Below are 25,863 nucleotides of genomic sequence, written 5' to 3'. Positions count from 1 at the left end.
ACCGATCACGCACGTGACCCGGGCGCGGCGTCGACGGCCGTGACAGGCCGAAAGGGGCCGGGCGGACGGGTGTCCGCTCGGCCCCTCAGGGTTCATCGCGACGGTCTCACGTGGCGGCGGCTGCTCCTGAACTTCTCCGGCGGCGGCTTCCACCTGCCGGTGCTCTTCCAGCCTTGACAGTGGGGCAGACCATCAAAAGCAGGCTGGACGCTGATCAGGAGGTCAGCCCCCGCTGTCGCACAGCAGGTGGCTACCTTGTCACCGGTTTTCGATCAGGACCAGGCCGCCTCGTCGGCATGTGCGGCGTCGTGCTTCTGCTTGTGCTCCGCCTCGAGCTTCTGCCTGAGCTCGGCCTCGAGCTTCTGCCTGAGCTCGGCCTCGAGCTTGTTGCGCATCTCCTGCTCGTACTTCTTCTTGGCCTCGGACTCGGCCTGCTTCCTGGCCTCGCCGTCCGCCGAGTTGCGCTTGTCGGCCGCGGCGTCGTGCATGCTCACGTCCGCCCAGTCGTGCGTGTCGCTCTTGACGTGGTGGTGCTTGCCCTTCTCGTCCTCCCAGCGGTGGTCGGTCTTGGCCTGGTGCTTGCCGTCCGCGTGGTTGTGCATGTCGGCGTCGGCGTGCTGCTTCGACGCGGCGTCGGCGCGGTTGCGCGCGTCGGCGTCGGCCTCGTTGCGGTTGCGGGCGTCGGCGTCGGCGCGCTGCTTGGCCTCAGCCTCGGCCTCGGCCTTCTGCCTGGCGTCCGCCTCGGCGTCGGCGCGGTTGCGGGCGTCCGCGTCGGCCTCGTTGCGGTTGCGGGCGTCGGCGTCGGCGCGCTGCTTGGCCTCAGCCTCAGCCTCGGCCTTCTGCCTGGCGTCCGCCTCAGCGTCGGCGCGGTTGCGCGCGTCCGCGTCCGCGTCGACCTCGTTGCGGTTGCGGGCGTCGGCGTCGGCGCGCTGCCTGGCGTCCGCCTCGGCGCGCTGCCTGGCGACGGCGTCGGCGGTGCTGCCCGCGTCGGCAGTCGTGTTCAGGTGGAAGTTGACGTTCTGGTGCAGGTTCTGCTGCTGGCTCTGCATCTGCCGCTGGAGCTGCTTCTGCCACTGACGCTGCTTGTGGAACTGCCTGTTGAAGCGGTGGAACAGGTGCCTGCCCCAGCCGTGACCGCAGCCGCCGCCCCAGCGGTGACCGCAGCCGCCGCCCCAGCTGGTGCTGGAAGCGGTGCTGGCGCTGGAAGCGGTGCTCGCGCTGGCAGCGGTGGCGGCCGTCGCGGCCCCCAGGCCCACAGTGCCGGCGCTCATAACGCAGCACACGGCGGCCGCTGTGACGACACCCTTGAGCTTGTTCATTGAGTGATTCCCCCTGAAAAGACTGGATTTGTCCCAGCATGGCTAGTCGCCAAATCGCTGGAAAACGCCCCTCGTAACCCTGAAGGATTATCTTGCGCGGAACGTAGATATCCCGGCCGATCAGCGGATAAACGGACATTACCCGCTTCTTTGTGCAACCAGCTCCTTGCTTGACTAAGCCGGATTTTCCAGCCGCGTGCGTGTTCCCGCTCCCACGCGGGCTGCCACTGCGCTCGCCGCCGCCGGCCAGGGCGCGTTACCGCGTCAAGCGCCCACTCACGCCTGCGGACGATCCATGAGAAGCGCTTGATCGGCTCTTTCCCCGCCCCGCCTCGCGGGCTTTAGAGACGGTGCGGCATGGCACGGCGAGACAGGCGTCACACAAAAGGGACAATTGCCTATTTAGGGATATCCATGGGTGTAGTCCTACCAAACGGGCGAACATCCGTTTATGAGACTCTTTGGATCGAAACGCGCGTAAGGTGCAGACCGCCTGACGGTGGACGTCGGCGCAGTAAGGGGTGCCGGGGTAGCTGATGCTCGTTGATCACTATCGCGGCGCGCGAGAGGTGGCCCCGCCTGCTGACGTGCGAAGGAGCGGGCCGGGCTCGTCGCCGACGCGAGGCGACCGGCATCCGCCGCCCGTGGTCGAAGGGTTGAGGTCGCCCAGCCGGACGCATGCCGAGGCGGTCCCGGGGGGCGGCCTCGGGTGCCTGGGACGAACGGGAGAAGCCGTCGAGCACGCGGAGGCGACGGCGCTCAGCGGGCTGGGCACGAGAAAGAAGTGTCGCGCTCATGGAAAGGGGAGCGAAGGGTCTGTGCGTCAACTCAATGCCGCGAACGGAATGTGCTCGGCACGCCATGTCTGTCTCGCTCGAAGAAAGCACAGACAAAGGCCGTCCGGGCCTTGCCGGGCGGCGGATCTACCCTGAAGGCCGGGGTTCGGAATTTTCGTTCTCCGCAGCCTTCGACGAGACGTGAAACCCTGTGGCCAGGCGCTGATTCGATTATCGGCGGCATTTCAACGCGTTGCCGAGAAAGCCAGAAATGGCCTCACCTGCCGTTCCCTGCCGAACGTTTCAACGCCTTCAGCCGGGTGATCGCGGCGTTATGACGGTATGAATCGCGGTGAGCAGTTCGAGCAGGTCTTCTCGGCTCTCCCTGGCGAACGCGGCCTCCACTGCCGCCGCGGCGGGGCCGCCTGTGAGCCAGGTGAGGGCCTGCTCGTGGGCGGGGCTGTCGCGGTTCCAGAAGGCGTTGGTCAGGCGCCTGCCCGACCAGCCGGTCATGACGAAGTCGTGCAGGTGTCTGATCGAGGCGTCGGTGTCGAGACCGCTCCAGGCGTCGAGGCAGGACGTCAGGTCCATGCCGGTGGCGGCCAGGGCGCACAGCACCGTGTCGATCGAGGGCCTGGCCGGATGGTGGCGCAGCGTTTGACCCCACCACTCGCGCAGGAAATCCGACACGGCATTCCGCTCCTCTTCCGGCCAGGCGCGCCAGTCGGCGGAGGCGAGTTTGCCGAGGACGATTTCGGGGTCGGGGTAGGAGAAGGCGTCCGCTGTGGCGCATTCGAGCAGGCGCGGCAGGAAGTAGCGGAACTCGGTGACGCCGCCCCACGTGGTGAGGGCCTTGGCGGCGTAGCGGGCCAGCGACTCGGCCTCCACCGAGGCGACGGGCCAGGACAGGAGGCAGCGCTCCTCGCCTGGCTCGACGCAGTGCGGGCAGCCGGCCACGCGCTCGGGCCTCGGGACGTGTCCGAACACGTCGTACATGCGGGCCTTGGCGGCTTCCCATCCGGACATCGGCTCATTATCGGCGCTCCACGCCTCGCCCGCGTGGGTCACGCCGACCGAACACGCCGCTCGGGCGGCCAGGCGGCCAGGTGGTCCTGGGGCGGGTGTTGTGCAACCGTGGGGCGGGTGGATTTCGGGGTGTTAGGGCGGCTGTCGATCAGTCGTGACGGGGAAGCGGTCGAGGTGACCTCCGCCAAACAGCGCACGCTGCTGGCCGTGCTGCTGACCGAGGCGAACAGGCCCGTGCCCTCCGACAGGCTGGCCGACGCCGCCTGGGGCGAGAGCCCTCCCGCGCCCGCGACGCTGCGCTGGCACGTCCACCACGTACGGCAGGCGCTCGGCGGCGACCGCCTCACCCGCAGGCCCGAGGGCTACCTCCTCACCGTCCACCCCGGCGAGCTCGACGCCGAGCGTTTCGAGCGGCTGTGTGCCTCGGCCGCCGACCTCGACGACCCCGCCAGGATCGCCGAGGTCCTCAAAAGGGCGCTCGCGCTGTGGCGCGGCCCCGCCTACGCCGACCTGGCCGACGCGGCGCCCGTCGGCGTCGAGGCGTCGAGACTGGAGGAGCTGCGGCTGGCCGCCGTCGAGCGGCGGGCGCTGGCCCTGCTCGACCTCGGGCGCGACGGCGAGGCCGCGGCCGAGCTGCAGCCCCACCTGCTCGCGCATCCGCTGCGCGAACGGCTCAGGGAGCTGCTCATGCGCGCCCTGCACCAGGCGGGCAGGCGCGCCGACGCGCTGCGCCTGTACCGCGACGGACGCGAGCTGCTGGCCGGCGAGCTGGGCATCGAGCCTGGCGGCGCCCTTCGCGAACTGCACGCCGAGATTCTGAGGGAGGAGCCGCCCGCGGTCTCGGTGCGCCCCGCCCAGCTGCCGCCCGACGTGTTCGCGTTCACCGGCAGGCAGGCCGAGCTGGCCGTCCTCGACGACCTTCTCGAGTCGGAGGGCAGCGCGCGGGTGGCGGCCATCAGCGGGGTGGGCGGGGTCGGGAAGACGGGTCTCGCCGTGCGCTGGGCCCACCGCGTCGCCCACCGCTTCCCCGACGGTCAGCTCTACGCCGACCTGGGCGGCAGGGACCCGGGGGAGGTGCTCGAACGCTTCCTCGCCGCGCTCGGTGTCATGCGCGTGCCCGAAGGGCTCGACCAGCGAGCCGCCCTCTACCGTGGCCTGGCCAGCAGCAGGCGCCTGCTCGTGCTGCTCGACAACGCCGCCGACTCGGCCCAGGTCAGGCCCCTGCTGCCCGCCTCGCCCTGCTGCTTCGCGGTGGTCACGGGACGCAGCAGGTTCGAGGGGCTGGTCGCGGGGGTGGGGGCCCGACCGGTGCCGCTGGAGGTGCTGTCGAGCGGGCAGGCCGCGACGCTGCTCGGCCGTGTGGCGCGGGTCGACCCCGACGAGGCCCTCGCCCTGGCCGAGCTGTGCGACCGGCTGCCGCTGGCCCTGCGCATCGCGGGGGCGAGGCTGGTGACCAGGCCTGGCTGGACGCCACGAAGACTGGCCGACCGTCTGGAGCAGGAGCGGCGCCGCCTCGATGAGCTGCGCGCGGGAGAGCTCGACGTCAGGGCGAGCTTCGAGGTCAGCCATCGCGACCTTCCCGCGCCCGAACGCGCGCTGTTCGAACTCCTCGGACTGGTCGAGGCGCCCGACTTCGCGCCGTGGACCGCCGCGGCGCTGATGGACCTTCCGCTGGCGGAGGCGGCGGAGCTGCTGGAGCAGTTGGCCGAGGCCCAGCTCGTGCAGCAGCTCGGTTTCGACGAGGCCGGGCAGGAACGCTACCGCTTCCACGACCTCGTCCGGATCTTCGCGAGGGAACGGGCGCTGGAGTCGATGGCGCGGGCCGAGCGCGAGGCCGCCCTCGACAGGGTGCTCGGCTGCCTGCTGGCGCTGGGAGAGGAGGCCTACCTGCGGGAGTACGCCGGAGGCTTCAGGCTCGCGCGCGGCGACGCGCCCCGCTGGCGTCTCCAGGGTGAGGTGCTGCCCGCGCACCCGATGGGCTGGCTGGCTGCCGAACGGGCCACGCTGATGGCCTGGGTGCGCCAGGCGGCCGCCATGGGCAGGGTCGCCGCCTGCTGGGACCTCGCGCTGTTCAGCGTCAGGCTGTACGAGCTGACAGGCAACATGTCCGACTGGCGGGAGAGCTCGACGATCGCGCTCGAGCTCTGCCGCGAGCACGGCGACTCCTACGGCGCGGCGGTGATGCTGGTCTCCCTGGGCTCGCTCGAGCTGTTCGAGAAGCGTTACGAGCCGGCGCGGGAGCTGCTCGTCCAGGCCCTGCCCGAGATCGAGGGCCCCTACAGGGCGCTGACGCTCGGCAACCTCGGCCTCATCGAACGCGCGCTGGGAGCGGCGGAGGCGGCGCTGGCCCACATGACGGAGGCCAGGGAGATCGCCCTCCACGAGGGGGACAGGGCGACCGAGTCCCTGATGCTCAGCCACATGGCCGCCGTGCACCACGAGGCCGGCAGACGAGACACCGCTCAGGCGATACTCGGCTGGGCGGCCACCGTGGCCGAGGGGATCAGGCGGCCACAGGCCGTGATCAGGTTCATCGCTGCCCGCATGGCCAACGACCGCGGTGAGTACGAGCGGGCCGAGCGGCTCAGCGCGGAGGTGCTGGCGGAGCTGGCCGTGATCGGGGACCGCCGGCTGGAGCCCTCGGTGATGGCCGTGAGGGCGAGGAGCCTGCGCGGCCAGGGCAGGATCGAGGAGGCCGCCGCCTGCGCGCGCGACGCGCTGGCCATGGCGCGCGCGCTCGGCGACGCCAACGCCGAGCAGGAGTACGCGCGGCTGCTGGACTCCCTGTCAGGAGAGCCTGTGGGTCAGGCCGACCTCACCTGACCAGGAGGCCGACGGGCAGGCTCTCAGAAACTCTGTCTTCGTGGACAATTGACGGTCGCGCGGCTGGGCGTTCACCCTCGGGGCAACCGGAAAGACGGCGGCCTGCCGGGAGGCGAGGGACGGCCGCTGCACCGGACACGCGGTTCGCCTACGTACGGAGAACCAGGTCATGACGGTGTACATGCCGATCGTCAAAGCCAAAGAGGGCGAGTTCCGCGCCCTGGAGAACATCCCGGCCCATGACCACCCGAACACACGGCCGATCATCGAAGCGCTGCCGGGCGAGGGTCACCACGAGCGCACGCTGTACGGGGACGCGTTGAACCTGGCCAAGAACGTCGTCCATCGGATTCCCGATGATCTGCGGTTCGCGATCGACTGCCGGTATCTCGTCACGCAGTACGGCCGCCCTGACGTCGGCGGCGCCGTGCGGCTCGTCTTCGAGGCGATCGGGCAGTTCCACTATGCCGCGACACCGGTGTTCCGCCTCACCGACGACCCCGACGATCTCGACGATGTGGCGCAGGCCGTACAGGAGCACCAGAGGGGCGCCTGCCTGCGCCTGCCATGGACCGGTCCCCGGCACGGCAGCAAGGATGCGAAACTGTCCGGCCTGTTACGCAGGATGGGGCTCGCCTTCCGTGACGTCGATCTCCTGGTGGACCTGTGGGCCATCGAGTCCGACCATGCGGCGGCCCAACAGGTTCGCTGCGCGCGCGAGGCGCTGGCCTGGGCGGCGGGCATCCCATGGCGCTCGGTGACCTTGGCAGGCGGCGCCTTCCCTCCGCCTGGCGGCGTGTCGGCCGCCCCCATGGACGCGCCCGTGGAAGCGCCGCGCCGTGACGCGGGGGTGTGGCTGGCCGCGGTGTCGCACGCCGGTCGCCACAGGAAGATCGGGTACGCCGACTACGGGGTGGCCAGCCCGCGCAAGCCGTCCGGCAGACAGCTGTCCCGCCACCCGAAGCTGTGTTACACGGTCGACGACCACTGGAAGATCTACCGGTGCGCGGCGGGCGAGGGCGAGGGCGCGTTCGACTGCTTCCGCAAGGTGTGCCAGGCGGTGGTCAACTCGGACGGCTGGCCCGCGCAGGGCGCGGCGTTCTCCTGGGGCGACCGGCACATCGAGCAGTTCGCGGCGGGCGCCTCCACGCTGCCGAACACGCGCGCCTCGTGGCGGGCCTGCGGGCAGTCGCACCATCTCGCCATGGTGCGTCACCGCCTGGACCACCTGCGGCGGCCGTAGTCGCTACGCGCCGACCGGCCCGGCGTCGGGGTCCGGGGTGCGCTCGGACAGGACGGCCTCCATCCACGCCACCGTGGTGGCGGCCACCTGGGCCAGCTGGCCGTACAGCCTGTCCTGGTAGGCGCCTCGCTCGTCGCGGGGGACCGCCTGGCTGACCTCGTGGGCCAGGCCGCCGACCGCCTCCACCAGGTGGGCGAGCTTGGTCACGTCCGGCAGGCTCGGGTTGGAGGGGGCCCGCTCGTCGTCGGCCGGCTGCCGGTCGCGCACGTGGGCGACGTCGGCGAGCGCGCCCTTCAGCCGGAGACCGCGAGCGTGCCGGGTGACGGCCTCGACGACGAACCGGGCGACCTCCCTCGGCCGGTCGGCCTCGCGGACCTCGAGGTACAGGTCGTATTCGTCGCTGTCGCCGCCGGCGATCGCCCAGGCGCCGTGCTCGTCCTTGTCGGGATTGCCGTCGGCGGGGACGACCCGCCAGGTGGTGAGGTCCACGGATCCGATCTGCTCGCGCTCGGGAATCACGGGTTCTCCTTCGTGGCCGCGGATGGAGCCGGGGGTGCGTTGGGCGGTGGTGCCCCATCGTGCCGCGACGAGTGATCGGTAGGGCGGAAACGGCGCGGAATCAGCGCTCCGCCTCGTCGTGGGAGACGAGCCACCCACGACGAGACGGAGCGCCGGCGCGTCAGCCCACGGCCGCGGCGGCCGGGAAGCGGTCCCAGACGCGGTGCTGGCCGAGCAGCCTGACGATCTCCGTCAGCACCTCGTCGCCGCGGTCGCCGAGCAGCACGCCGGCGGCTCCCGTGGGGATGGCCGCCAGCGCCAGGGCCTCCATGGCGCCGTCCCAGCCGCCGATCGGCTTCCCATGACGGTAGGCCTCGGCCATCATGAGCAGCACCCGCGGGTCGATCGCGCCGCCGGCGTCACCGGCCTTGGCGTCCCGCGCGCCGTAGGCGTCGGCGCCCGGCGCAGGGGCGCCCGCGACCAGCAGCGCGTCGAACTCGACGGACCTGGCCGTGGCGAACGTGCGCTGCGCGACGAGCGGCTCGTCGCCGCCGGTGAGCGCGTCGAGCACGCCGCGCACGCCGTCTCGCGACGCGCCGTCGAGAGGGCCGCCGGTGGGCGCGATGATCAGCGGCACCATGCCGCCGTCGAGGATCGCCTGCCGTACGGACCTGACCGTGCTCAGGTCGGCGCCCTCGCCCGTGATGATGCCGATGATCCGGCCTGTCGTCGGCCACACCTTGCCCACCTGCGAGAGCGCGGGACTCGGCGTGACGGAGGGCAGCGGCTCGGCCGCCTTGGGCGCGGGCAGCCCGAGCCCGGCGGCGACCTGCTCGCACAGGACCGGGTCGATCTCGGCGAGCACCTGCAGCGTGCGCTCCTTGATCGCCTGCTCGTAGACCTTGCCGAGCTCGAAGGTGTAGGCGGCGATCACGTGCTCGCGCTCCACCGGGCTCAGGCTCAGCCAGAACAGCCGGGGCTGGCTGAAGTGGTCGGCGAACGTCGCGGGCGCCTCGCGCACCCGCGGGGCCGACGCCACCTCTACCGGCACCTCGACGTAGCCGCCCTCCTGCTGCCCGGCGAAGAAGGGGCAGCCGCCGTCCAGGGAGTTCGGCTTGTACGGCGCGGCCCCGCTGTGCACGGCCGTCTGGTGCATGCCGTCCCGCAGCATGTCGTTGACCACCGCGTGCGACCTGTTGATCGGCAGCTGGGTGAAGTTCGGGCCGCCCAGCCTGGTGATCTGCGTGTCGAGGTAGGAGAACAGCCGTCCGGCCAGCAGCGGGTCGTCGGTGACGTCGATGCCGGGCACGAGATGGCCGACGTGGAAGGCGACCTGCTCGGTCTCGGCGAAGAAGTTCGACGGGTTGGCGTTGAGCGTGAGCAGGCCGATCGGCTGGACCGGCGCCAGCTCCTCAGGGACGATCTTCGTCGGGTCGAGCAGGTCGATGCCCTCGAACATCTGCTCAGGGGTGTCGGGGAAGGCCTGGATGCCCAGCTCCCACTGGGGGAAGGCGCCCGCCTCGATCGCGTCGGCGAGGTCGCGCCGGTGGAAGTCCGGGTCCATCCCGTTGATCAGCTGCGCCTCCTCCCACACCAGGGAGTGCACGCCCGCCTTGGGCTTCCAGTGGAACTTCACCAGCGTGGTCGCGCCGGCGGCGTCGACCAGCCTGAAGGTGTGGACGCCGAAGCCCTCCATCGTCCGGAACGAGCGCGGGATGCCGCGGTCGGACATGTTCCACAACGTGTGGTGGGTCGCCTCGGTGTGCAGGGAGACGAAGTCCCAGAACGTGTCGTGCGCGCTCTGCGCCTGCGGGATCTCCCTGTCGGGATGCGGCTTGCCCGCGTGGATGATGTCGGGGAACTTGATGGCGTCCTGGATGAAGAAGACCGGGATGTTGTTGCCCACCAGGTCGAAGACGCCTTCGCTGGTGTAGAACTTCGTCGCGAAGCCGCGCGTGTCGCGGACGGTGTCGGCCGAGCCCCTCGAGCCCAGCACCGTCGAGAAGCGGACGAAGACCGGTGTCTCGGCGCCCTCCGCGAGGAAGGCCGCCTTCGTCACCGTGGCGGCCGTGCCGTACGAACGGAAGATCCCGTGCGCGGCGGCGCCGCGGGCGTGCACGACGCGCTCGGGAATGCGCTCGTGGTCGAAGTGGGTGATCTTCTCCCTCAGGTGGTGGTCGCGCAGCAGCACGGGTCCGCGAGGCCCGGCCTTCAGCGAGTGGTCGCTGTCGGGCAGCCGCGTGCCCAGCGCCGTCGTCAGGTACGCCCCGCCCTGCGCCAGCGCCTCCTGGGGCACGTCCTCCGGCTGGCCCGTGGGGGTGAAGGGCTCCGGGCCCCGCTGATCCTGCTTGGGCGGGAGCGGTCCCCTCGGCTCGGTGGGCTCGGCGACCGGCGGCGGCTCGCTGCCGGGACGGCCGGGGATGGCCCCGGACGCGTTCGTCGGGTGAGACTCTTCCATTCGTTTACCCCCAGAGAAGGGCGCCGTGCCCTCGTTCGGCACGGCGCTGATCCATGGGCGGGCCCTACCCGGATTGCCCGTGTCAAAGCGAGCGTTTCCGGAGATCGGGGGAAAACGGGGCTGGAGCGCGACCATCGGCCCCCTGGCGTCAGCTCACTCGCTCGAACGGCGTCGGCGCCTGGCCGGTCCAGCGGTACAGCTGCGAGTGGCTGGTCTGCTTGGTCACGCCGCCCTCGGTGAGGGTGCCGGCCTTGGAGACGTAGAACCGGCCGTCGCCCAGCGAGATCAGGCCGTACTCGCCGCCGAACTCCCAGCCGCGCACCCCCGAGGGGGCGTGCTCCAGGCCGCCGGGCGCCAGGGAGAGCAGCTGTCCCCGCTCCGGCTGGGGCTGCCCCACGATGTCGGCCTCGCGCGGCTCGGCGCTGCCGTCGACCATGAAGAAGGAGTAGTTGGGGAACTGCGGCTTGGCGCCCTTGTAGACCGCCATCATCCAGTTGCCCGTGTGGTCGTCGTACTCCAGGTTCTGCACGCCGTACCTGGTGTTGCCGGTGTGGACGAAGTACTTGCCGTCGACCGACTCGGGACCGCTGGTGTGCGGCGCGCTCTCCGTGAGCGGCCTCTCGTACTTCTTCCACTGCTGGATGTCGTACTGCAGCAGCACCTGGTGGTCGTTGTCCTGCCTGGAGACGTTGGAGTAGACGCCGTAGGCCACGGTGAGCTTCTGCTTGCCGTTCTTCTTGCCGAACTCGGGCCCGAAGGACACGCCGTCGATGCCGCTGCAGCCGTACCGGTGGTCGGGGGTGTTGGCGACGTTGCCGTCGAACCTGCCGTCGCCGTTCATGTCGGCCACGTAGTCGGCCACGACCTCCTTCAGGTAGACCGTCTTCACCACGTCGCTGGTCTGGGCGTCCATGCCCATGCTGGTGATCCGGTCCACGTCGAAGATGGCGATGTAGAACGACTCCTGGGCCTTGTACTCCAGGGAGCCGTAGACCCTGCCGTCCCTGGTGTTGAAGTCCAGGTCGCCCAGGTGCCCGGTGAACCCGGTCACCGACCCCACAGGATTGCCCCGCAGGTCGGTCTTCACCAGGAGGTTGGTGAAGGAGAAGTACATGAAGCCCTTGCGCTGGTCGACGGCGATGCCCTGCACGTGGCCGGCGCTCCACGCCCCGCCGTAGACCTCGGTCGGCAGCTCCGCGGGCCTTCCTCCATCCGCCGCCGCCGGGGAGGAGAGGACGCCGAGGGAGAAGGTGGCCACCGCCGCGAGGGACAACAGCTTGCGCATGTTCACACCCGTCTTTCGTTAACGATCAAAACCGAAACTAGACGCTATAGGGGCGAAATGGCGACACTTCCCACAAAGTCATGAACGGTAGGTGAAGCGCTCGGAGACACCCGCAGCTATGCGTGTGTTCGATATAGTAAACGTATGGTTCATCTCACTGAATGTCAGAGCGCCGCCTACCTGGACGACACCTACCTCACCGCTGTCACCACCACCGTGGCCGCGACGGGACGGCAGGACGACGGCGCGGCATGGGTCGCGGTGCGGCGGAACATCTTCCACCCGCAGGGCGGCGGCCAGCCCGCCGACAGGGGATGGCTGGACACCTGCGAGGTCACCCCCGTCCGCGATGCCGCGACGGGCCTGGTCGTGGTGCGCGCCCGCGACGAGCATGGCGCCGGGCTCGAAGGGCTGGCCGAGGGGGACCAGGTCCAGGCTCGGGTCGACACCGAACTGCGCCTGTCGCACGCGGCGCTGCACACGGCCGGCCACCTCATCGAGGCGGCGGGGCGAAGCAGGGGATGGGTGCTGGCGGGCAACACCCACTTCCCCGGCCAGGCGCGCATCGAGTTCACCGCGCAGGAGACGGACACGGGGCTGGCCGACCCGCAGGGCAGGCAGGAGGCCGCCGCCCACCTTCTCCGGTGGGTGACGGCCAAGGTGGCCGACGACCTGCCCGTCACCGTGGACCATGACGCCCAGGGCCTGCGCATCGTGCGGCTGGGAGACGTGCACGCCGCGCCCTGCGGCGGCACGCACGTGCGCGGCCTGGCAGACCTGGCGGAGATCACGATCTCGGCCGTCAAGGTGAAGAAGGGCCGCGTCAGGGTGTCCTACTCCGCCGCGCACGGGCCGCTGCGGTGAACGCCCCCGACAGGGAGCGCAGGCCGGCCAGCAGCGCGGCGGCCGCGGCCGGGGCCCAGATCCAGCGCCGCCGCCTGCAGCGCGGGATGAGCCAGGCCGAGCTGGCCCGCCGTACCGGGCTCAGCAAGGGGACGCTGTCGCAGCTGGAAGCGGGTGCGGGCAACCCCACCATCGACACGCTGGACGCCATCGCCGTCGCGCTGGGCATCCCCCTCACCGACCTGCTGACCCGGCAGGCCGGCCCTGGCACCCACCACGTCCCCGCCACCCCGGCGGGACAGGACGGCCCCACCCGCGAGCTGCTGCGGCGGATCAGCGGCGGGCACAGCCTCGAACTGTGGCGGCTGCGCCTGCCCCCGCACACCTCCGTGGACGGCGTCCCGCATGCGCCGGGCACGGTGGAGCATCTCCTGGTCGCCTCGGGACGGCTGACCGCCGGCCCCGCCGACGACCCGCGCCTGCTGCAGGCCGGTGATCTGCTGGCCTTCGCGGGGGACGCCCCCCACGCCTACCGCACCGACGCGACGCCCGCCGACGTCACCGTCGTCATCGCCTCCCCGTCCTTCACCTAGCCACGGTGCCCTTGCCGGGCTCAGAGCCTGGCGTGCGAGGTGATGTCCGCGGTGAACTCGTCGATCATCGCGGGGGTGATGGTCGGCCTGCACTGCCCGATCGCGGCCAGGTAGTCGGCAGTGTCCGCGCCCGCGGGCGTCTCCACGGCCCGGTCGGCGGCGAGGTCCCTTTCGAAGGCCGTCTGCGCGGCCGTCCTCGCGGCGTGCTCGATGTCGGCGGGCGTGAACAGCTCGCTCGCCGCGACCAGCGTGTCCAGGTCCACGTCCGGCCGCGCGCCTGAGTACCGCGCCCAGATCGCCGAGCGGGCGGCCGCGTCCGGGGTGCCGATCGGCACCAGGTAGTCGAAGCGGCCGGGCCGCAGGAACGCGGGGTCCAGCGAGCGGATGGAGTTGGTCGCGCAGACCAGCAGCCGCTCGTCCCTCTCCCTGAAGCCGGGGATGAGCTTGAGCAGCTCGTTGGTGATGCCGTGGCTGCCGGCCTCGGGACGCTCGGCGCGTACGGCGGCGATCTCCTCGACCTCGTCGATGAAGACCAGCACCCGCTCGAGCTCGGCGATCCGCGAGAACGCGGTGCGCAGCGCCTCGGCCAGGTTGCCGTCGCCTGCCAGCCTGGACGGCAGCAGCTCCACGAACGGCCAGCCCAGCCTGGAGGCGATCGCGCGAGCGAAGGTGGTCTTGCCCGTGCCTGGCGGGCCGAACAGGGCGATCGCCCTCGGCGGACGCACGCCGTGCCTGGCGGCGCGCTCGGGCTCGGCGAGCGGCAGCACGACGCGCCGCTCGATCAGCTCCTTCTCCACCTCCATGCCGGCCACCTTGTCCCACAGGTCGCCGGGCAGGAGCCGGCCGCCCAGCTCGGCCAGCAGGTCGGCGCCGACGCCGACGGCGGGCTCGGCCTTCTCGAAGTAGGCCACGGCGGGACGCCTGGTGTAGCCGGCGTTCACCAGCCCCTCGCCGATCAGCTCCTCCTCCGGCAGCACGTACGCGATCCGCCGTACCCTCGCCTCGATCAGCCGCCGCTCCAGCTCCCTCAGCAGCGCGCTGGCCAGCCCGCGCCCCCGCCACGCGGAGGCGATCGCGATCCGCATCACCCACGCCCGCTCTCCCGCCACGTGGGAGAGCGCCGCCCCGATGGGCACGCCCCTGTGGACCGCCACGACGGCCGGCTGGCGCGAGGTCAGGGCCCCGATGCACTCGGCGAGGGGGAACACCGACTCCTGGCCGAGCCCAGCCGTGCTGTCGATCAGATGGACCACGGCCGCGAGATCGTCCTCGCGGTAGTCATGGATGTGCCAGTTCACCGGTGTGCCTCCTCAGTGGGGGGCTACCGACGTTAGGGCAGCTCGGGGGCCTGGTCCCTCGCCAAGCTGGACAACAGGACGGCGAAAGATGTACCGAGTGGAAGATGTGCCGTAGTTTCCCTCCGAAGGGCCGGATCTGAGGCGGTAGAGAGCTCAGACGCCGGCGCCTCCAGGCGCGATTCGCCCTAGGACGAGTCCCGCTTCAGCTTCCGCCAGCCGCCTGCGCGGTTGTTGGCGATGATCTGCCTGAACATGGCGGTCAGCGCGGGTGCGTTGATCGCCTCGCCCTGGCGGAAGGCCACGGTGCGGGCGGTCTTGTTCTCGTGCCCCGCCGTGATGATCCCCTCGGGGTCAGGGACGATCGCGCCGTCATAGAGGAAGACGTTGACGTGGTCCTTGGCCGCCAGCAGGGCGCAGATGTTGCCCTGCAGGACGAAGTACGGCTGGCGGGTGCGTTTGATGGTCTCGGCGACCTCGGGGTCGGCGGCGTGCACCAGATCGCGCACCTCGCGGCAGATGTCCTGCTGCCAGCCCGGCAGGCCGTCGATGTAGGCGTCGACGCGAGAGTCCTTGGTGTAGGTCATGACCTTCCTCCCACTCGTTCGGGACGGGCCGCACCACAGGCGCACGGTGCCGGCCGGCGAGTCCATCCTCGCGGTCGCGGGGTGGCGCTGTGGCCCATGCCGGACATCTGCCCCAGGGCCTCCACGCCCACGACCCCGCGGTGGCGGCGTCGCCGTCCGCCGTGCAGGCCCGCGGGCCCTCCGGCGGTGGGCGGTCCGGGGTCGGGTGGTTCAGCCGTGAACGGCGAGGTCAGACAGTGGCAGGGCGACAGCGGATCGGACCCGTCGGAGGTGCCCGGCTCCCGGTAGGGTCGCCAGACGTGACGACCCCCCGCCTCCTACCGCGGTTCCACCCGAAAGGCGCCACCGCTGACCTCCTGAGGGCCCCTACACCAGGGAGGCCGCGTGGGTGGTGACGTGGGTGGCGTCGGTGAGGTAAAGGGTGTGGTGGCCTTCGGACAGGTGCTGGGCGAAGGCGGCGTTGCCTGCGGCGGCCTGGGTGCGCATGAGGTCGACCAGGGCGTGCAGGCGCTCGCGCACCATGGCGGGCAGCGCCGCTCTCTCGGCGGGCGGCAGGCCGTACGCGTCGCAGAACAGGCGCAGTCGCCGTGCCTGCTCGGCGACGGTCAGGACGGCCTCGCCGTTTCCCAGGGCGCTGAGCGGGACGAACCGGTAGGCGGCGTAGGCGACGTCCGACAGGCGCGGCCCGGGGTGGGCGGTGTCGAAGTCGATGAACGCCATGGGGAGCCCGTCGCGGAAGACCGTGTTGTACGGCGCGACGTCGCCGTGGCAGATGACCTCGGCGGGCTCGCGGGCGGGCAGATACCAGGGGCCTTCGGCGGGGCAGCCGGCCGTGGCGTCGTGGTAGGCGCGTAGCAGCCTGCCGACCTCCCGCAGGGTGGCGTCGCTCCAGGCGTGGTCGGGCAGCGGGTAGTGGGCCACCTCTCCCTGGACGAAGTCGAGGACCTCCCTGCCCTCGGCGTCCAGCCCGTGCGCGCGGGGCGCGCCGCGGAAACCGGCGGCGGCGACGTGGGCGAGCAGGCGGTGGACGGCGGGGGTCCACGGGCCCGTAGGCCGCCTGACGGTGGCGCCCGCCCTGACCACCTGGTTGACCCCGCCTCCATGGAGGGGCCGCTCGATCCAGCCGGTGAGGTCGGCGATCTCGACGGCGTCGCCGTCGGTGGTGGGGAGGCTGAGGCGGCGACCGCCCTCCAGCAGGACGGCGGTGACGGCCCCGCCCGGCGAGACGTCGGCGCGGACCGACCGCCTGTGGCTCGGGTCGGCGGGGGAGTCGCCTTCGAGCAGCGCGTGCGCCACCCCGGCGTCCCGCAGCAGCCGGGAGACCTCGCGCGCCACCGCGACCGCGCCCTGCCCGCTGATGAGAAGAACGTCGTGCATCCGCCCTATTGTGCGCCCATCCGGCGCGGCGCGCATGGTCAGGGGAGACGGGCGGGGGTGCGGAAGACCTGACGGCCATGCCAGGCGATATGGCGGGGCTCGACCGCGTCGAGACCCGCCTGCGGATCCTGCGCGGGACGTCCCGCCAGGGACAGCACCAGCTCACGCTGTCGACCAGCCAGAGGCCGTCGCTGGTCAGGTGGTGGAGCGGTGCCTGCGATCCGCTCGATCCAGTCCACGATCCGGGAGTTTACGGCGATCTCGGCGAGGTGCCGATTGTCGGTGGTCTCCGATAGGAATGCCCCCATGGGTACATGGGATGTGGGTCCTTTCGACAACGACAGCGCCGCTGACTGGTGCGGCGCGCTCAACGACGCCTCCGCCGAGCGGCGCGTGGAGCTGATCAGGCAGGCGCTGGCCACGGCGGCCGGCAGCGACGACTATCTCGACGGCGACGACGCCAACAGCGCGATCGCGGCGGCGGCCATCGTCGCGGCGCAGCGCGGAGGGCAGCCGATCACCTCGGCCTACGCGCCGAGCTTCCTGGTGAAGGGCGGCGGGGTGGAGCTCCCCTCCGACTCCGACCTGGCGGCGCTGGCGCTGCGAGCGCTCGACCGGGTGGCGGCCGAGCGGTCGGAGTGGCGTGACCTCTGGGAGGAGGCGGGCGCCCTTCCCCAGGCGACGGCCGTCCTGACCTCCATCCGCGAGGGCCTCAGCCGTTAGCTCTCCCGGCGGCGCCTGCTTGAACGGCAGGCGTCCGCTCGGGAGGATGCCAGATGCCGTCGCCGACCACGTGGAGGAAACCGATGCTGTCCCCTGACGTTCGCGCGCTCTTCGAAGGCCCCAACTACGCGCACGTCGCCACCGTGGGGCCTGACGGCTCGCCGCACAGCGTGCCGCTGTGGGTCGGCGTCGAGGGCGACAGGATCGCCTTTCTCACCGGGCCTGGCTCGCGCAAGGCGCGCAACCTCGCGCGAGACCCACGGGTGGCGCTGTCCATCACCGCCCACGACAACCCGTTCACGATGGCCACCGTGCGCGGCACCGTCGAGCTCCTCGACGGCGAGGCGGCCTGGGAGATCATCGACAGGATCTCCCGCAAGTACACCGGTGAGCCGTACCCGAGGGGTGAGGAGCGGGTGGTGTTCCTGGTCGAGCCCTCCCACGCCCTCGCGGTGAACTTCGGCTGACCGGTCCTCACCCGGTGATCGCGAACCCCTCGTAGCCCTTGGCCGCCACCTCGTCGCAGAGCCGGCGGTAGAGGGCCACCCCTCCGGCGTACGGCATGAACACGCGCGGCTTGCCCGGCACGTTGGCGCCCATGTACCACGAGTCGGCGGCCGGATAGAGGGTGGCCGCGCCGACCTCGCGCACGTGCGCCGTCCAGGCCTCCTGCGCCGCCGCCGTGGCCTCGATGGTGCGGCCCTCGAGGAAGGCCAGGCAGTCGGCGATCCAGTCGACGTGCTGCTCGATGGAGACGACCATGTTGCTGAGCACCGAAGGGCTGCCCGGCCCCGTGACGGTGAACAGGTTGGGGAAGCCCGCGGCGGCGAGCCCGAGGTAGGTGCGCGGGCCCGCCTCCCACGTCTCCCGCAGCGACCTGCCGTGCGCGCCGCGGATGTCGACGGCGGTCAGCGCGCCCGTCATCGCGTCGAAGCCGGTGGCGAAGACGAGGGTGTCGAGCTCGTACTCGGAGCCGCCCGCCGTTCTGAGGCCCTTGGCGGTGATCTCGGCGATCGGGTCCTCACGCACGTCGACGAGGGTGACGTCGTCGCGGTTGAAGGTCTCGAAGTAGCCGGAGTCGAGGCAGGGCCGCTTGGTGCCGAACGGGTGGTCCCTCGGCGAGAGCGACTCGGCGTCGGCCGGGTCCTCGACCCGCTCGCGGATCTTCGATCGGACGAACTCCGCGGCGGTATCGTTGGCGGCCCTGTCGATGAGCAGATCGGTGTAGGCGCCGAGGATGCCCACCAGCGAGCCGCGCTCCCATCCCGCCTGGTAGCGGGCCAGCCGTTCCTCGTGACCGACCTCGAGCGCCGACTGGACGGCAGGCTCGGCGGGGATGCCGGAGTGCGTCTGCCTGGCCAGGCTGCGGCGCAGGCCGTACGCGGCCTTCACCGCGCGCCGCGTCTCCGGCGCGAGCGGCCCGTTGTAGGCGGGCAGGCTGAAGTTGGGCGTGCGCTGGAAGACCGTCAGGTGCCCGGCCTGTTCGGCGATGACCGGGATCGACTGGATGCCCGAGGAGCCGGTGCCGACCACGCCGACCCGCCTGCCGGTGAAGTCGACGCCCTCGTGCGGCCAGCGGCCGGTGTGGTGCCATTCGCCGCGGAAGTTCGCCAGGCCGTCGACCTCGACGGGCTTGGGCACCGACAGGCAGCCCGTCGCCATCACGAGATAGCGCGCGCCCACCCGCTCGCCCGTCTCCGTCGTGACGTGCCAGCCGCCGTCGAAGCGGGCGGCGACCACGCGCGTGCCGAGCAGGATGTCACGGCGCAGGTCGAAGCGGTCGGCGACGTGCTCGAGGTAGGCCAGGATCTCGGGCTGACCGGGATACTTCTCCGTCCAGTCCCACTCCTGCTCCAGCTCCGGGGAGAAGGAGTAGGAGTAGTCGACGCTCTCCACGTCGCAGCGGGCGCCCGGGTAGCGGTTCCAGTGCCACGTGCCGCCGACGCCTTCGCCCGCCTCGAAGACCTTCACCCGCAGGCCGAGGCCGCGCAGCCGGTGCAGCGCGTACAGCCCGGACAGGCCCGCGCCGACGATGATCGCGTCATACATGCCGGTCGACGCTCTCGGCGAGGTGGTCGAAGGCCGCGCCGCTGCCGGGCAGTAACCCGATCATGGTGAAGAAGCCGTGCATCTGGCCGTCGAAGCGGCGCGACGAGACCGGCACGCCTGCCTCCCGCAGCCGCTCGGCGTAGGACTCGCCCTCGTCGAGCAGCACGTCGTGCTCGGCGGTGAGCACGACCGCGGGAGCGAGCCCCGACAGGTCCTTGGCGCGTAGGGGGGAGGCGTCCGCATCCTCGCGTGAGGGCAGGTCGGGCAGGTAGTGGTTCCAGAACCAGGCCATGCCCTCCCTCGTCAGCATGAGCTGGTTGGCGGGGTCGCGGTAGGAGGCGGTCTCGAGGTCGCAGTCGGTCACCGGATAGATGAGGATCTGCAGCGTGAGCGAAGGCCCCCCGTGGTCGCGGGCTCGCCTTGCCATGATCGCCGCCAGGTTGCCGCCCGCGCTGTCCCCGGCCACGATCAGCGGGACGGGCGCGCCTGCGATCTCCTCGAGGTGGCCGGCCGTCCACCGCAGGGCCGCCCACGAGTCCTCGACGGCGGCGGGGTACGGATGCTCGGGGGCCTTACGGTAGCCGACCAGCACGACCGCGCAGCCGGTGCGCGCCGCGAGCCGCCTGCCGACGGCGTCGTACTGGTCGAGGTCGCCGAGCACCCAGCCGCCGCCGTGGTAGTAGACGATGACCGCGCGCGGCGTCTCGCCGGGCACCAGGATCCTGACGGGAACACCGGACGCGTCGCTCTCGCTCGTCGTGAACATCTCGGGGCCGGTCTCCGCGCTCTCGGCGGCCATCGCCTTGGAGAAGGCGCGGGCCTGCTGGGGCGTCATCTGCTCCAGGGGCGGCACCTCGGCCTGCGCCATCTGGGTCAGCAGGGCGGTCGTCGCTTCGTCCAGGGCCATGCGGCTCTCCTCCGTAGAACGACGTTCTAGAACTTGACCGTAGGATGGCCCGCCGGAGAGGTCAACGGGCCATCGTGCGGTCGTGCGGCCGACATTCCCGCTTTGCCGTACGGCCAGCGGGAGGCTGGAAGGTACGTCGCATGACACACATCGACCGGCGCGGCTTCCTCCGCGCCGCCGCGATCGGCATGGTGGCGGGCGGCCCGCTGGCGGCGTTGTCCGCACGTACGGCCGACGCCTCGACCATGGTGAAGCGCGCCTTCAGCCCCGACTACGGTCCGCTGTCGCCGGTGAAGGACCACACCACCGGCCTGGAACTGCTCAAGCTGCCCCGCGGCTTCGAGTACCTGACGCACGGCTGGACCGGCGATCTGATGTCCGACGGGCGGCCCACCCCCTCCATGCACGACGGCATGGCCGCCTTCCAGCCGAGCGGCAAGCTGAAGAACCAGATCAAGGGCTCGGGCAAGGGCCACTGGACGGCGCTGGTCCGCAACCACGAGGTGAGCGCCTACTCCGGCGCGTTCGTCGAGCCCGCCTACAACCCGGCCGCCGGCGGCGGCACGACCACGCTGGTCTTCGACACCCGCAGGGGCGAGTTCGTCCACAGCTACGCCAGCCTCTCCGGGACCATCCGCAACTGCGCGGGCGGTCCGACGCCGTGGGGGAGCTGGCTGTCGTGCGAGGAGACGACCGAGATCAACGGCTCGGTACGGCACGGCTACGTCTTCGAGGTCCCCCACGACGGCATCGGCGACGCCAGGCCGTACAGGGAGATGGGCAGGTTCTCGCACGAGGCCGTCGCCGTGGACCCCGCCACCGGCTACGTGTACGAGACCGAGGACGCCACGCCGAGCGGTCTGTACAGGTTCCGCCCCACCGTACGCGGCGACCTCGCCCAGGGCGGCATCCTGGAGATGATGAAGATCGGCGGCGGCGCCTACACGACCTACGCCGACGGCACCGGCACCGTCTACCCCGAGATCGACTGGGTCGTGATCGACGAGCCCGATCCAGGCCCGGGCGAGACCAGCGTCGTTCAGCAGGGCATCGCCAAGGGCGGCGCGTCCTTCCGCCGCCTCGAGGGCGCCTGGTACCACGACGGCAAGATCTACATCGTCAGCACCAGCGGCGGCCCCACCGGGCAGGGCCAGGTCTTCGAGTACGACCTCGCGGCCGACACGATGCGGGTGCTGTTCGCCTCGCCGAGCGCGACCGTGCTGAACAACCCGGACAACATCTGCGTCAGCCCCCGCGGCGGCATCGTGCTGTGCGAGGACGGCTCGGGCGTGGAGTACCTGCACGGCCTCACCATGGACGGGGAGATCTTCCCCTTCGCGGAGAACGCGGTGGTCATCCCCGCCGGAGGGGTGCGGGGCAAGTCGGTCGCCCCTGGCGACTACACGGGCTCGGAGTGGTGCGGATCCACCTTCGACAGCAAGGACGGCGGCTGGCTGTTCGCCAACATCCAGACGCCGGGCATCACCTTCGCGATCACCGGGCCCTGGGAGAACGGCTCGCTGTGAGCGCGTCGCGGAGGGCCTGGATCTCCTCCGGCGTGCTCTCGCGGGCGATGTAGGGGATGTCCAGCACGTACCTGATGCCGGAGATCCGGTCGCTGACGACGGCGGCGTCCTCGAGGATCTGGGCGTAGAGGGCGGCGCCGTCCATGCAGAACACGTCGATGAGCACGATCCTGCCGTCCAGCGCCCTCCGCACGTTGCCGGGGTGGAGGTCGACGCCGTCCCACCAGGGCACGGTGGCGCGGCACTCGGCGTCCACCTCGGCGGCGGCCCGCCGTACCTCGGCCAGCGCGGCCTCGCCGCCGCCCTCGCGCCACTGGCGCGCGACCTCCTCCGCCCGCGCCTGCTCCAGCGGGGCGAGGAACTCCAGGACGGCCAGCGTGCCGCCGCCCTCCAGCGGCGTGTCGAGGACGACGCGCGGCAGGTAGGGATTGTCCGGAAGGCGCCTGCACAGCTCGGTGAAGGCGGCGTAGGCCGGGTCGAAGGGGCACACTCTGGCGGCCATGGAGCCGTCGGGGGAGCGCAGCGCCGTGGCCCAGTCGCCGAGGCCGCAGGGGACCCATCCCTCCAGCACCAGCTCGGCCGTGACCTCTCGGTGGTTCATCGACGGCCAGGGCCGCCGCGTCAACTCCGGACGTAGTCGCACCGAACGAGACTACGTCCGACCATGGACGGCACGGCACCAGGAATGCCGCCGGCCGGGGTGGCCTAGGGTGGCGGGACAGGCCGCAGGGAGCGAGGTGGTGGTGCCGCTGGCACGCGGCGCGCGCTTCCCCGACCGCAGCGGGAGCGGGACGGTGTCGGCCGCGGGCGCCGGCCTGCGGATCGAGATCGACCAGCGGCCCGAGTGCACGTGGCTGCGCGCGCAGGCGCCCGGCGTCCTCGTCGACCTGGAGGCGCCGATGCCCGAGGGGCACGAGTCGCTGGGCGTGGTGGTGCCGTGGGGGCCGCGCAGGTTCCAGTACACGGTGAAGGACCTGGCCCGCCCGGTGCGCGGGCGGCTGAGGCTGGGGACGGCGGAGCACCCGGTGAGTGAGGCCGACTCCTTCGCGGTGCTCGACCACGGCAGGGGCCGCTGGCCGTACTCGATCACCTGGAACTGGGCGGCGGGCAGCGGCAGGGGGCTGGCCGTCCAACTGGGCGGCAGGTGGACCGACGGCACGGGGATGACGGAGAACGCGCTGTTCGTCGAGGGACGGCTGCAGCGCCGCGGGCGGCCGATCAGAGCGTGAGACCCGTCAGCCGGCAGAGGGCGGCGAAGCCCTCGGGGGTGCCCCGCCACCTGGCCCGTACGGCAGGCAGTCCCGCGCGCCGCACCACCGCGCGCAGCACCAGCGTCACCACGATGGCGTCGTCGGCGTAGCCGAGCACGGGGACGAAGTCGGGGATCAGGTCGAAGGGCATGGCCAGGTAGGCCAGCAGCAGGCCGAGCCACACCCGCACGCCGCGCGGCAGGCCGGGGTCGGCGGCCAGGTCCCGCAGCAGCCGGATCAGGTCGGGCAGGATCCGCAACGCCTCACGCAGCAGCCCGTGCCTGGGCGTGGCCAGGGCGAGGGCGGCCACGAGCAGCAGCCATGCGGCGACGAGCCCGACGACGATTGCCAGCACGGTCCCCATGCACCTCACGATAGTCGCGGGCCGTCGCTGTGAGCCCTTCCGCCAGGCGGCCCTCGAGTAGCAGCACCGCCCGTCCGGCGTCGCCGAGGGCGGCGACCAGCGCGGAGACCGCCGACAGGGGTTCGAACCCCGCGTCGGCGAGGTCGGGGGGAGGGGGAGGATGCACGGTGACTGATCGGGGAGCGCGCGATAGAGTCCACCACCCCCTCGTCCCCCTAGCCCGCCATGGACCTCCGATGACCGTCGCCGTTCTGGGTGAGTGCGTCGCCGACGCCTTCACCGATCCTGATCACGCCCGCCACGGTGAGCTCGCCCTGCGGGTGATCCCCGGAGGCGGCCCGGCCAACGCCGCCGTCGCGCTCGCCAGGCTCGGCACCGGCGCCCGCTACCTCGGGCGCGTCTCGACCGACCCGTTCGGGAGGCTGTTCACCGAGCGGCTGACCGCCTCGGGCGTCGACCTGTCGTGGGTGGTGACCGCCGCCGAGCCCAGCACCCTGGCCGTGGCGACGCTGGACGGCGAGGGCAGGGCCAGCTACTCCTTCCACGCCGAGGGCACCGCCGACTGGCAGTGGACGGCGGAGGAGCTGGCCGCCGTCGACCTCGGAGGGATCGCCGCCGTGCACACGGGCTCGCTGGCGCTGGTCCGCGAGCCCGGCGCCGCGCGGATCGAGGAGTTCCTCGCCCGCGCCCGCCCCTCGGCGACCATCTCGATGGATCCGAACATCCGTCCGCTCCTGGTCGATCCGGGCGTCTACCGGGCGGCGATGCCTCGTTGGGCGGCCCTTGCCGACATCGTCAAGGTCAGCGAGGAGGACCTGGCCCATCTCGGCTCCCTGGACGGCTTCTGCGTCGGCCTGCACGCCGCGGGCGTCAGGCTGGTGCTGGTGACCAGGGGCGCGGACGGCGTGACCGCCTCACTGGACGGCGAGCGGATGGACGTCGCGGCCCCCGCGGTGGAGGTGGCCGACACGGTGGGCGCCGGTGACGCCTTCACCGCCGGCCTGCTGCACAGGCTTGACTCCCTGGGACGCCTGGGCGGGCGGCTCTCCACGCTCGGGGCGGCCGAGCTGCGCGACGCCCTGGCCTTCGCCGTCCGTGTCGCCGCGCTGACGTGCACGGTGGCGGGCGCCAACCCCCCGTGGGCAGCCGCCCTGACCCCCGCCGTCACCCCCGGCGCGAACGACGAGACCTGACGCAGCCCGCCCGCCCGTCATGTCGACGGTCACCGAGAGACATCGATCTTCATCTGGGCTTCCACGGTCAGCCCAGGTAGCGCAGGAGAAGCATGGCGGCGTCGTCGTGCAGGGGGCCGTCGACGTGGGTGACGAGATCGCGTCTGAGCGCCTCGAGCGCGGCCTCCGGGTCGTCCTCCCTGAGCAGGGAGACGCGGTCGGCGAGGGGATAGAACGCGCCGCGCCTGTCGCGGGCCTCGGTGACGCCGTCGGTGTAGAGCAGCATCTGGTCGCCGGGGGCCAGCGTCACCCGGTGACTGACGGGTCCCTCGGGGCCGAGCGAGGCCAGGCCCAGCGGCGGGACGGGCTCGGCGGGCTCGACGAAGAGCGCGCTGCCGTCCGCCCGCACCAGCAGAGGGGCGGGATGGCCGTAGTTCAGCAGCGTGACGGTGCGGTCGGGGTTGATCTCGGCGAGCACGGCGGTGACGAACTCCTCGCCCGACAGGTGCCTGTTGAGTGCCTTCTCCAGGCGGGAGCTGACCCCCGCCAGGTCGGCCTCGTCGTGCGCGGCCTCGCGGAAGGCGCCCAGCACGACCGCGGCGGTCTCGACCGCTTCCAGGCCCTTGCCCTGGACGTCGCCGACGATCACCCTGGCCCCGCCCGGAGCGGTGACCACCTCGTAGAGGTCGCCGCCGATGCGCGCCTCGGCCACGGCGGAGGTGTAGGAGACCGCCGCCCGCAGATGCCCCGCCCTGCGCGGCACGGGGCGCAGCAGCACCCGCTGGGCCACCTCGGCGATCGAGCGGACGTCGGCCAGCTCCTTCTCTCGGCGCTGACGGCCGGCCGCGGCCACCATGCCCGCCGCCGTGACGCCGAGGATGCTGGCCAGGCTGGTGAAGCCGCGGGTGGTCCCCAGCACGTTGTTGTAGGCGGACAGCAGGACGCAGAGCATCAGGGCGACGAGCCCGATCAGCACCGTCCGCCGTACGCCGCCGGCCAGGCTGGCGAACGCGGGCCCCAGGGCCACCAGGGGAAGGAAGCCGACCTCGGGCCCCGACAGCAGGTCGAGCGCGGCCACCACGGCCATCATCAGGTACGGCAGGGCGACGACTCGCCGCTGGTTGGAAGGCTTCATGCTCGCTTTCGGCCAGGATTGGACGAACTCGTGGCGTTACTCTTGCACCGTGCAACGGTGAGCGCAACGATGTTGTTCACGCCTCGGGCCAGCCCAGCGGATGGGAGGCGCTGGCGGGCGGCTCGCCACCCGCCTCGGTGAAGGCGGCCATCGCCGAGACCAGCGCGAGGCGCTGGTCGGCCGACAGGCGCGAGACGATGGCGGCGATCTCGTCGCGGCGCCGTCCCGTGACCTCCTCCACGATGCGCAGGCCGTCGGTGGTGAGGCTGATCAGCGTCTCCCTCCTGTTCCTGGGGTTGACCTCCCGCACGATGAAGCCCGAGGACGCCAGGCGGTCGGCCATGCGCATCGCGGTGGAGGGGTTGACGTCGAGCCGTTCGGCCAGGGTGACCAGCTTGGTCTGGCCCTTGCCCGCCAGCACGACCAGCATGCGGAACTGGGGCAGCGTGATCCTGTCCTCGACCGCCGTCAGCGACCTGGCGGCTATGGCGACCAGCAGCCGCGAACCGGTCAGCACCGCGGAGGTGACCGCGGACAGATCCTCTTGCTCGCCCATGGACATGGTTTCTACACGCTTCTCCCCGGAGACCCTCTTTCTTTGCAGTGTGCAAGGA

General features: G+C 71.7%; 23 protein-coding genes and 1 pseudogene. 9 read left to right on the top strand and 15 right to left on the bottom strand.

The features are described from left to right. Window positions 1-272: 272 nt before the first annotated feature. Both ABFX50_RS00275 and ABFX50_RS00270 read right to left on the bottom strand, forming a co-directional pair. Window positions 273-1,319, bottom strand: coding sequence for a hypothetical protein (locus ABFX50_RS00275; RefSeq protein ID WP_346142228.1), 1,047 nt, complete (start codon window positions 1,317-1,319; stop codon window positions 273-275). 1,088 nt (window positions 1,320-2,407) lie between these two features. Next, window positions 2,408-3,121, bottom strand: a complete 714-nt coding sequence (locus ABFX50_RS00270) for a hypothetical protein (RefSeq protein WP_346142226.1) — start codon at window positions 3,119-3,121, stop codon at window positions 2,408-2,410. Between the two features lie 174 nt (window positions 3,122-3,295). Between ABFX50_RS00270 and ABFX50_RS00265 the strand changes: the two genes are divergently transcribed. Beyond that, entirely contained in the window at window positions 3,296-5,944 is a 2,649-nt protein-coding gene (locus ABFX50_RS00265) for an AfsR/SARP family transcriptional regulator (RefSeq protein WP_346142224.1), read from the top strand. Window positions 5,945-6,113: 169 nt separating this feature from the next. Then, window positions 6,114-7,187 (top strand): beta family protein, encoded by a 1,074-nt coding sequence (locus ABFX50_RS00260; RefSeq protein WP_346142222.1) that lies wholly within the window; start codon window positions 6,114-6,116, stop codon window positions 7,185-7,187. Between the two features lie 3 nt (window positions 7,188-7,190). On the opposite strand, the gene ABFX50_RS00255 is transcribed toward ABFX50_RS00260, so the two are convergent. The 3 genes from ABFX50_RS00255 to ABFX50_RS00245 all read right to left on the bottom strand — a co-directional run bounded on the left by ABFX50_RS00255 (window position 7,191) and on the right by ABFX50_RS00245 (window position 11,428). Continuing rightward, window positions 7,191-7,706 (bottom strand): hypothetical protein, encoded by a 516-nt coding sequence (locus ABFX50_RS00255; protein ID WP_183649571.1) that lies wholly within the window; start codon window positions 7,704-7,706, stop codon window positions 7,191-7,193. Window positions 7,707-7,866: 160 nt separating this feature from the next. Beyond that, the gene (locus ABFX50_RS00250) at window positions 7,867-10,143 is read right to left on the bottom strand and encodes a catalase (protein WP_346142220.1); all 2,277 of its coding nucleotides are present in this window, start codon (window positions 10,141-10,143) and stop codon (window positions 7,867-7,869) included. 148 nt (window positions 10,144-10,291) lie between these two features. Beyond that, a complete protein-coding gene (locus tag ABFX50_RS00245; RefSeq protein ID WP_346142218.1) occupies window positions 10,292-11,428 on the bottom strand; it encodes a hypothetical protein in 1,137 nt (378 codons plus the stop codon). A 144-nt stretch (window positions 11,429-11,572) separates the two neighbouring features. Between ABFX50_RS00245 and ABFX50_RS00240 the strand changes: the two genes are divergently transcribed. Next, entirely contained in the window at window positions 11,573-12,292 is a 720-nt protein-coding gene (locus ABFX50_RS00240) for an alanyl-tRNA editing protein (protein WP_346142216.1), read from the top strand. Continuing rightward, on the top strand, window positions 12,289-12,864 hold the full coding sequence (locus ABFX50_RS00235) for a helix-turn-helix domain-containing protein (protein WP_346142214.1): 576 nt from the start codon (window positions 12,289-12,291) through the stop codon (window positions 12,862-12,864). The genes ABFX50_RS00240 and ABFX50_RS00235 overlap by 4 nt, the downstream gene beginning before the upstream one ends. Before the next feature lie 20 nt (window positions 12,865-12,884). Here ABFX50_RS00235 and ABFX50_RS00230 read toward each other — a convergent pair whose 3' ends face one another. From ABFX50_RS00230 to ABFX50_RS00215, 4 genes and pseudogenes are all read right to left on the bottom strand, one after another. Next, window positions 12,885-14,162 carry an ATP-binding protein gene (locus ABFX50_RS00230; protein WP_346142212.1) on the bottom strand — a complete coding sequence of 426 codons (1,278 nt, stop codon included), beginning with the start codon at window positions 14,160-14,162 and terminating at the stop codon, window positions 12,885-12,887. 185 nt (window positions 14,163-14,347) lie between these two features. Further along, on the bottom strand, window positions 14,348-14,746 hold the full coding sequence (locus tag ABFX50_RS00225) for a DUF1801 domain-containing protein (RefSeq protein ID WP_346142210.1): 399 nt from the start codon (window positions 14,744-14,746) through the stop codon (window positions 14,348-14,350). Between the two features lie 366 nt (window positions 14,747-15,112). Further along, window positions 15,113-16,123: a phosphotransferase enzyme family protein gene (locus tag ABFX50_RS00220; RefSeq protein WP_346142208.1), complete on the bottom strand. Its 1,011-nt coding sequence runs from the start codon at window positions 16,121-16,123 to the stop codon at window positions 15,113-15,115. Window positions 16,124-16,161: 38 nt separating this feature from the next. After that, a pseudogene (locus tag ABFX50_RS00215) lies at window positions 16,162-16,290 on the bottom strand (phosphorothioated DNA-binding restriction endonuclease); the annotation flags it as partial. A 139-nt stretch (window positions 16,291-16,429) separates the two neighbouring features. On the opposite strand from ABFX50_RS00215, the gene ABFX50_RS00210 reads away from it, so the two are divergent. Further along, window positions 16,430-16,846 (top strand): DUF4259 domain-containing protein, encoded by a 417-nt coding sequence (locus tag ABFX50_RS00210; protein ID WP_346142206.1) that lies wholly within the window; start codon window positions 16,430-16,432, stop codon window positions 16,844-16,846. An 83-nt stretch (window positions 16,847-16,929) separates the two neighbouring features. Then, window positions 16,930-17,313, top strand: a complete 384-nt coding sequence (locus tag ABFX50_RS00205) for a PPOX class F420-dependent oxidoreductase (protein ID WP_346125886.1) — start codon at window positions 16,930-16,932, stop codon at window positions 17,311-17,313. Between the two features lie 7 nt (window positions 17,314-17,320). Here the strand turns inward: ABFX50_RS00205 and ABFX50_RS00200 are convergent, their stop codons facing one another. Then, window positions 17,321-18,895 (bottom strand): flavin-containing monooxygenase, encoded by a 1,575-nt coding sequence (locus ABFX50_RS00200; protein WP_346142204.1) that lies wholly within the window; start codon window positions 18,893-18,895, stop codon window positions 17,321-17,323. After that, a complete protein-coding gene (locus ABFX50_RS00195; protein WP_346142202.1) occupies window positions 18,888-19,802 on the bottom strand; it encodes an alpha/beta hydrolase in 915 nt (304 codons plus the stop codon). The genes ABFX50_RS00200 and ABFX50_RS00195 overlap by 8 nt, the downstream gene beginning before the upstream one ends. 140 nt (window positions 19,803-19,942) lie before the next feature. Here ABFX50_RS00195 and ABFX50_RS00190 point away from each other — a divergent pair, with 140 nt between their 5' ends. Then, complete coding sequence (locus ABFX50_RS00190) at window positions 19,943-21,328, top strand: alkaline phosphatase PhoX (RefSeq protein ID WP_346142200.1); 1,386 nt, start codon at window positions 19,943-19,945, stop codon at window positions 21,326-21,328. Here ABFX50_RS00190 and ABFX50_RS00185 read toward each other — a convergent pair. Beyond that, complete coding sequence (locus tag ABFX50_RS00185) at window positions 21,297-21,929, bottom strand: hypothetical protein (RefSeq protein WP_346142198.1); 633 nt, start codon at window positions 21,927-21,929, stop codon at window positions 21,297-21,299. The genes ABFX50_RS00190 and ABFX50_RS00185 overlap by 32 nt on opposite strands. A 109-nt stretch (window positions 21,930-22,038) precedes the next feature. Here ABFX50_RS00185 and ABFX50_RS00180 point away from each other — a divergent pair, with 109 nt between their 5' ends. Beyond that, window positions 22,039-22,557 carry a DUF2804 domain-containing protein gene (locus ABFX50_RS00180; RefSeq protein ID WP_346142196.1) on the top strand — a complete coding sequence of 173 codons (519 nt, stop codon included), beginning with the start codon at window positions 22,039-22,041 and terminating at the stop codon, window positions 22,555-22,557. On the opposite strand, the gene ABFX50_RS00175 is transcribed toward ABFX50_RS00180, so the two are convergent. Further along, window positions 22,547-22,942 (bottom strand): YkvA family protein, encoded by a 396-nt coding sequence (locus ABFX50_RS00175; protein WP_346142195.1) that lies wholly within the window; start codon window positions 22,940-22,942, stop codon window positions 22,547-22,549. The two genes, ABFX50_RS00180 and ABFX50_RS00175, sit on opposite strands and share 11 nt — an antisense overlap. Before the next feature lie 236 nt (window positions 22,943-23,178). Between ABFX50_RS00175 and ABFX50_RS00170 the strand changes: the two genes are divergently transcribed. Beyond that, the gene (locus ABFX50_RS00170) at window positions 23,179-24,135 is read left to right on the top strand and encodes a carbohydrate kinase family protein (RefSeq protein ID WP_346142193.1); all 957 of its coding nucleotides are present in this window, start codon (window positions 23,179-23,181) and stop codon (window positions 24,133-24,135) included. A 67-nt stretch (window positions 24,136-24,202) separates the two neighbouring features. Here ABFX50_RS00170 and ABFX50_RS00165 read toward each other — a convergent pair whose 3' ends face one another. Then, a complete protein-coding gene (locus ABFX50_RS00165) occupies window positions 24,203-25,249 on the bottom strand; it encodes a PP2C family protein-serine/threonine phosphatase (RefSeq protein ID WP_221241159.1) in 1,047 nt (348 codons plus the stop codon). Window positions 25,250-25,325: 76 nt separating this feature from the next. Next, window positions 25,326-25,805 carry a MarR family winged helix-turn-helix transcriptional regulator gene (locus ABFX50_RS00160; RefSeq protein WP_346142190.1) on the bottom strand — a complete coding sequence of 160 codons (480 nt, stop codon included), beginning with the start codon at window positions 25,803-25,805 and terminating at the stop codon, window positions 25,326-25,328. Between the last annotated feature and the right edge of the window lie 58 nt (window positions 25,806-25,863).

Origin of the sequence: Nonomuraea recticatena (assembly GCF_039533245.1) — a bacterium.
Classification (GTDB): Bacteria; Actinomycetota; Actinomycetes; order Streptosporangiales; family Streptosporangiaceae; genus Nonomuraea; species Nonomuraea roseola.
This window is presented reverse-complemented; position numbering and strand designations above follow the sequence as displayed.

Bases quoted from the DNA above. Each gene is read 5' to 3' on its own strand.
- ABFX50_RS00275 (WP_346142228.1), bottom strand. From the start codon at position 1,319: ATGAACAAGCTCAAGGGTGTCGTCACAGCGGCCGCCGTGTGCTGCGTT.
- ABFX50_RS00270 (WP_346142226.1), bottom strand. From the start codon at position 3,121: ATGTCCGGATGGGAAGCCGCCAAGGCCCGCATGTACGACGTGTTCGGA.
- ABFX50_RS00260 (WP_346142222.1), top strand. From the start codon at position 6,114: ATGACGGTGTACATGCCGATCGTCAAAGCCAAAGAGGGCGAGTTCCGC.
- ABFX50_RS00250 (WP_346142220.1), bottom strand. From the start codon at position 10,143: ATGGAAGAGTCTCACCCGACGAACGCGTCCGGGGCCATCCCCGGCCGT.
- ABFX50_RS00245 (WP_346142218.1), bottom strand. From the start codon at position 11,428: ATGCGCAAGCTGTTGTCCCTCGCGGCGGTGGCCACCTTCTCCCTCGGC.
- ABFX50_RS00240 (WP_346142216.1), top strand. From the start codon at position 11,573: ATGGTTCATCTCACTGAATGTCAGAGCGCCGCCTACCTGGACGACACC.
- ABFX50_RS00225 (WP_346142210.1), bottom strand. From the start codon at position 14,746: ATGACCTACACCAAGGACTCTCGCGTCGACGCCTACATCGACGGCCTG.
- ABFX50_RS00220 (WP_346142208.1), bottom strand. From the start codon at position 16,123: ATGCACGACGTTCTTCTCATCAGCGGGCAGGGCGCGGTCGCGGTGGCG.
- ABFX50_RS00210 (WP_346142206.1), top strand. From the start codon at position 16,430: ATGGGTACATGGGATGTGGGTCCTTTCGACAACGACAGCGCCGCTGAC.
- ABFX50_RS00205 (WP_346125886.1), top strand. From the start codon at position 16,930: ATGCTGTCCCCTGACGTTCGCGCGCTCTTCGAAGGCCCCAACTACGCG.
- ABFX50_RS00200 (WP_346142204.1), bottom strand. From the start codon at position 18,895: ATGTATGACGCGATCATCGTCGGCGCGGGCCTGTCCGGGCTGTACGCG.
- ABFX50_RS00195 (WP_346142202.1), bottom strand. From the start codon at position 19,802: ATGGCCCTGGACGAAGCGACGACCGCCCTGCTGACCCAGATGGCGCAG.
- ABFX50_RS00190 (WP_346142200.1), top strand. From the start codon at position 19,943: ATGACACACATCGACCGGCGCGGCTTCCTCCGCGCCGCCGCGATCGGC.
- ABFX50_RS00185 (WP_346142198.1), bottom strand. From the start codon at position 21,929: ATGAACCACCGAGAGGTCACGGCCGAGCTGGTGCTGGAGGGATGGGTC.
- ABFX50_RS00175 (WP_346142195.1), bottom strand. From the start codon at position 22,942: ATGGGGACCGTGCTGGCAATCGTCGTCGGGCTCGTCGCCGCATGGCTG.
- ABFX50_RS00170 (WP_346142193.1), top strand. From the start codon at position 23,179: ATGACCGTCGCCGTTCTGGGTGAGTGCGTCGCCGACGCCTTCACCGAT.
- ABFX50_RS00165 (WP_221241159.1), bottom strand. From the start codon at position 25,249: ATGAAGCCTTCCAACCAGCGGCGAGTCGTCGCCCTGCCGTACCTGATG.
- ABFX50_RS00160 (WP_346142190.1), bottom strand. From the start codon at position 25,805: ATGGGCGAGCAAGAGGATCTGTCCGCGGTCACCTCCGCGGTGCTGACC.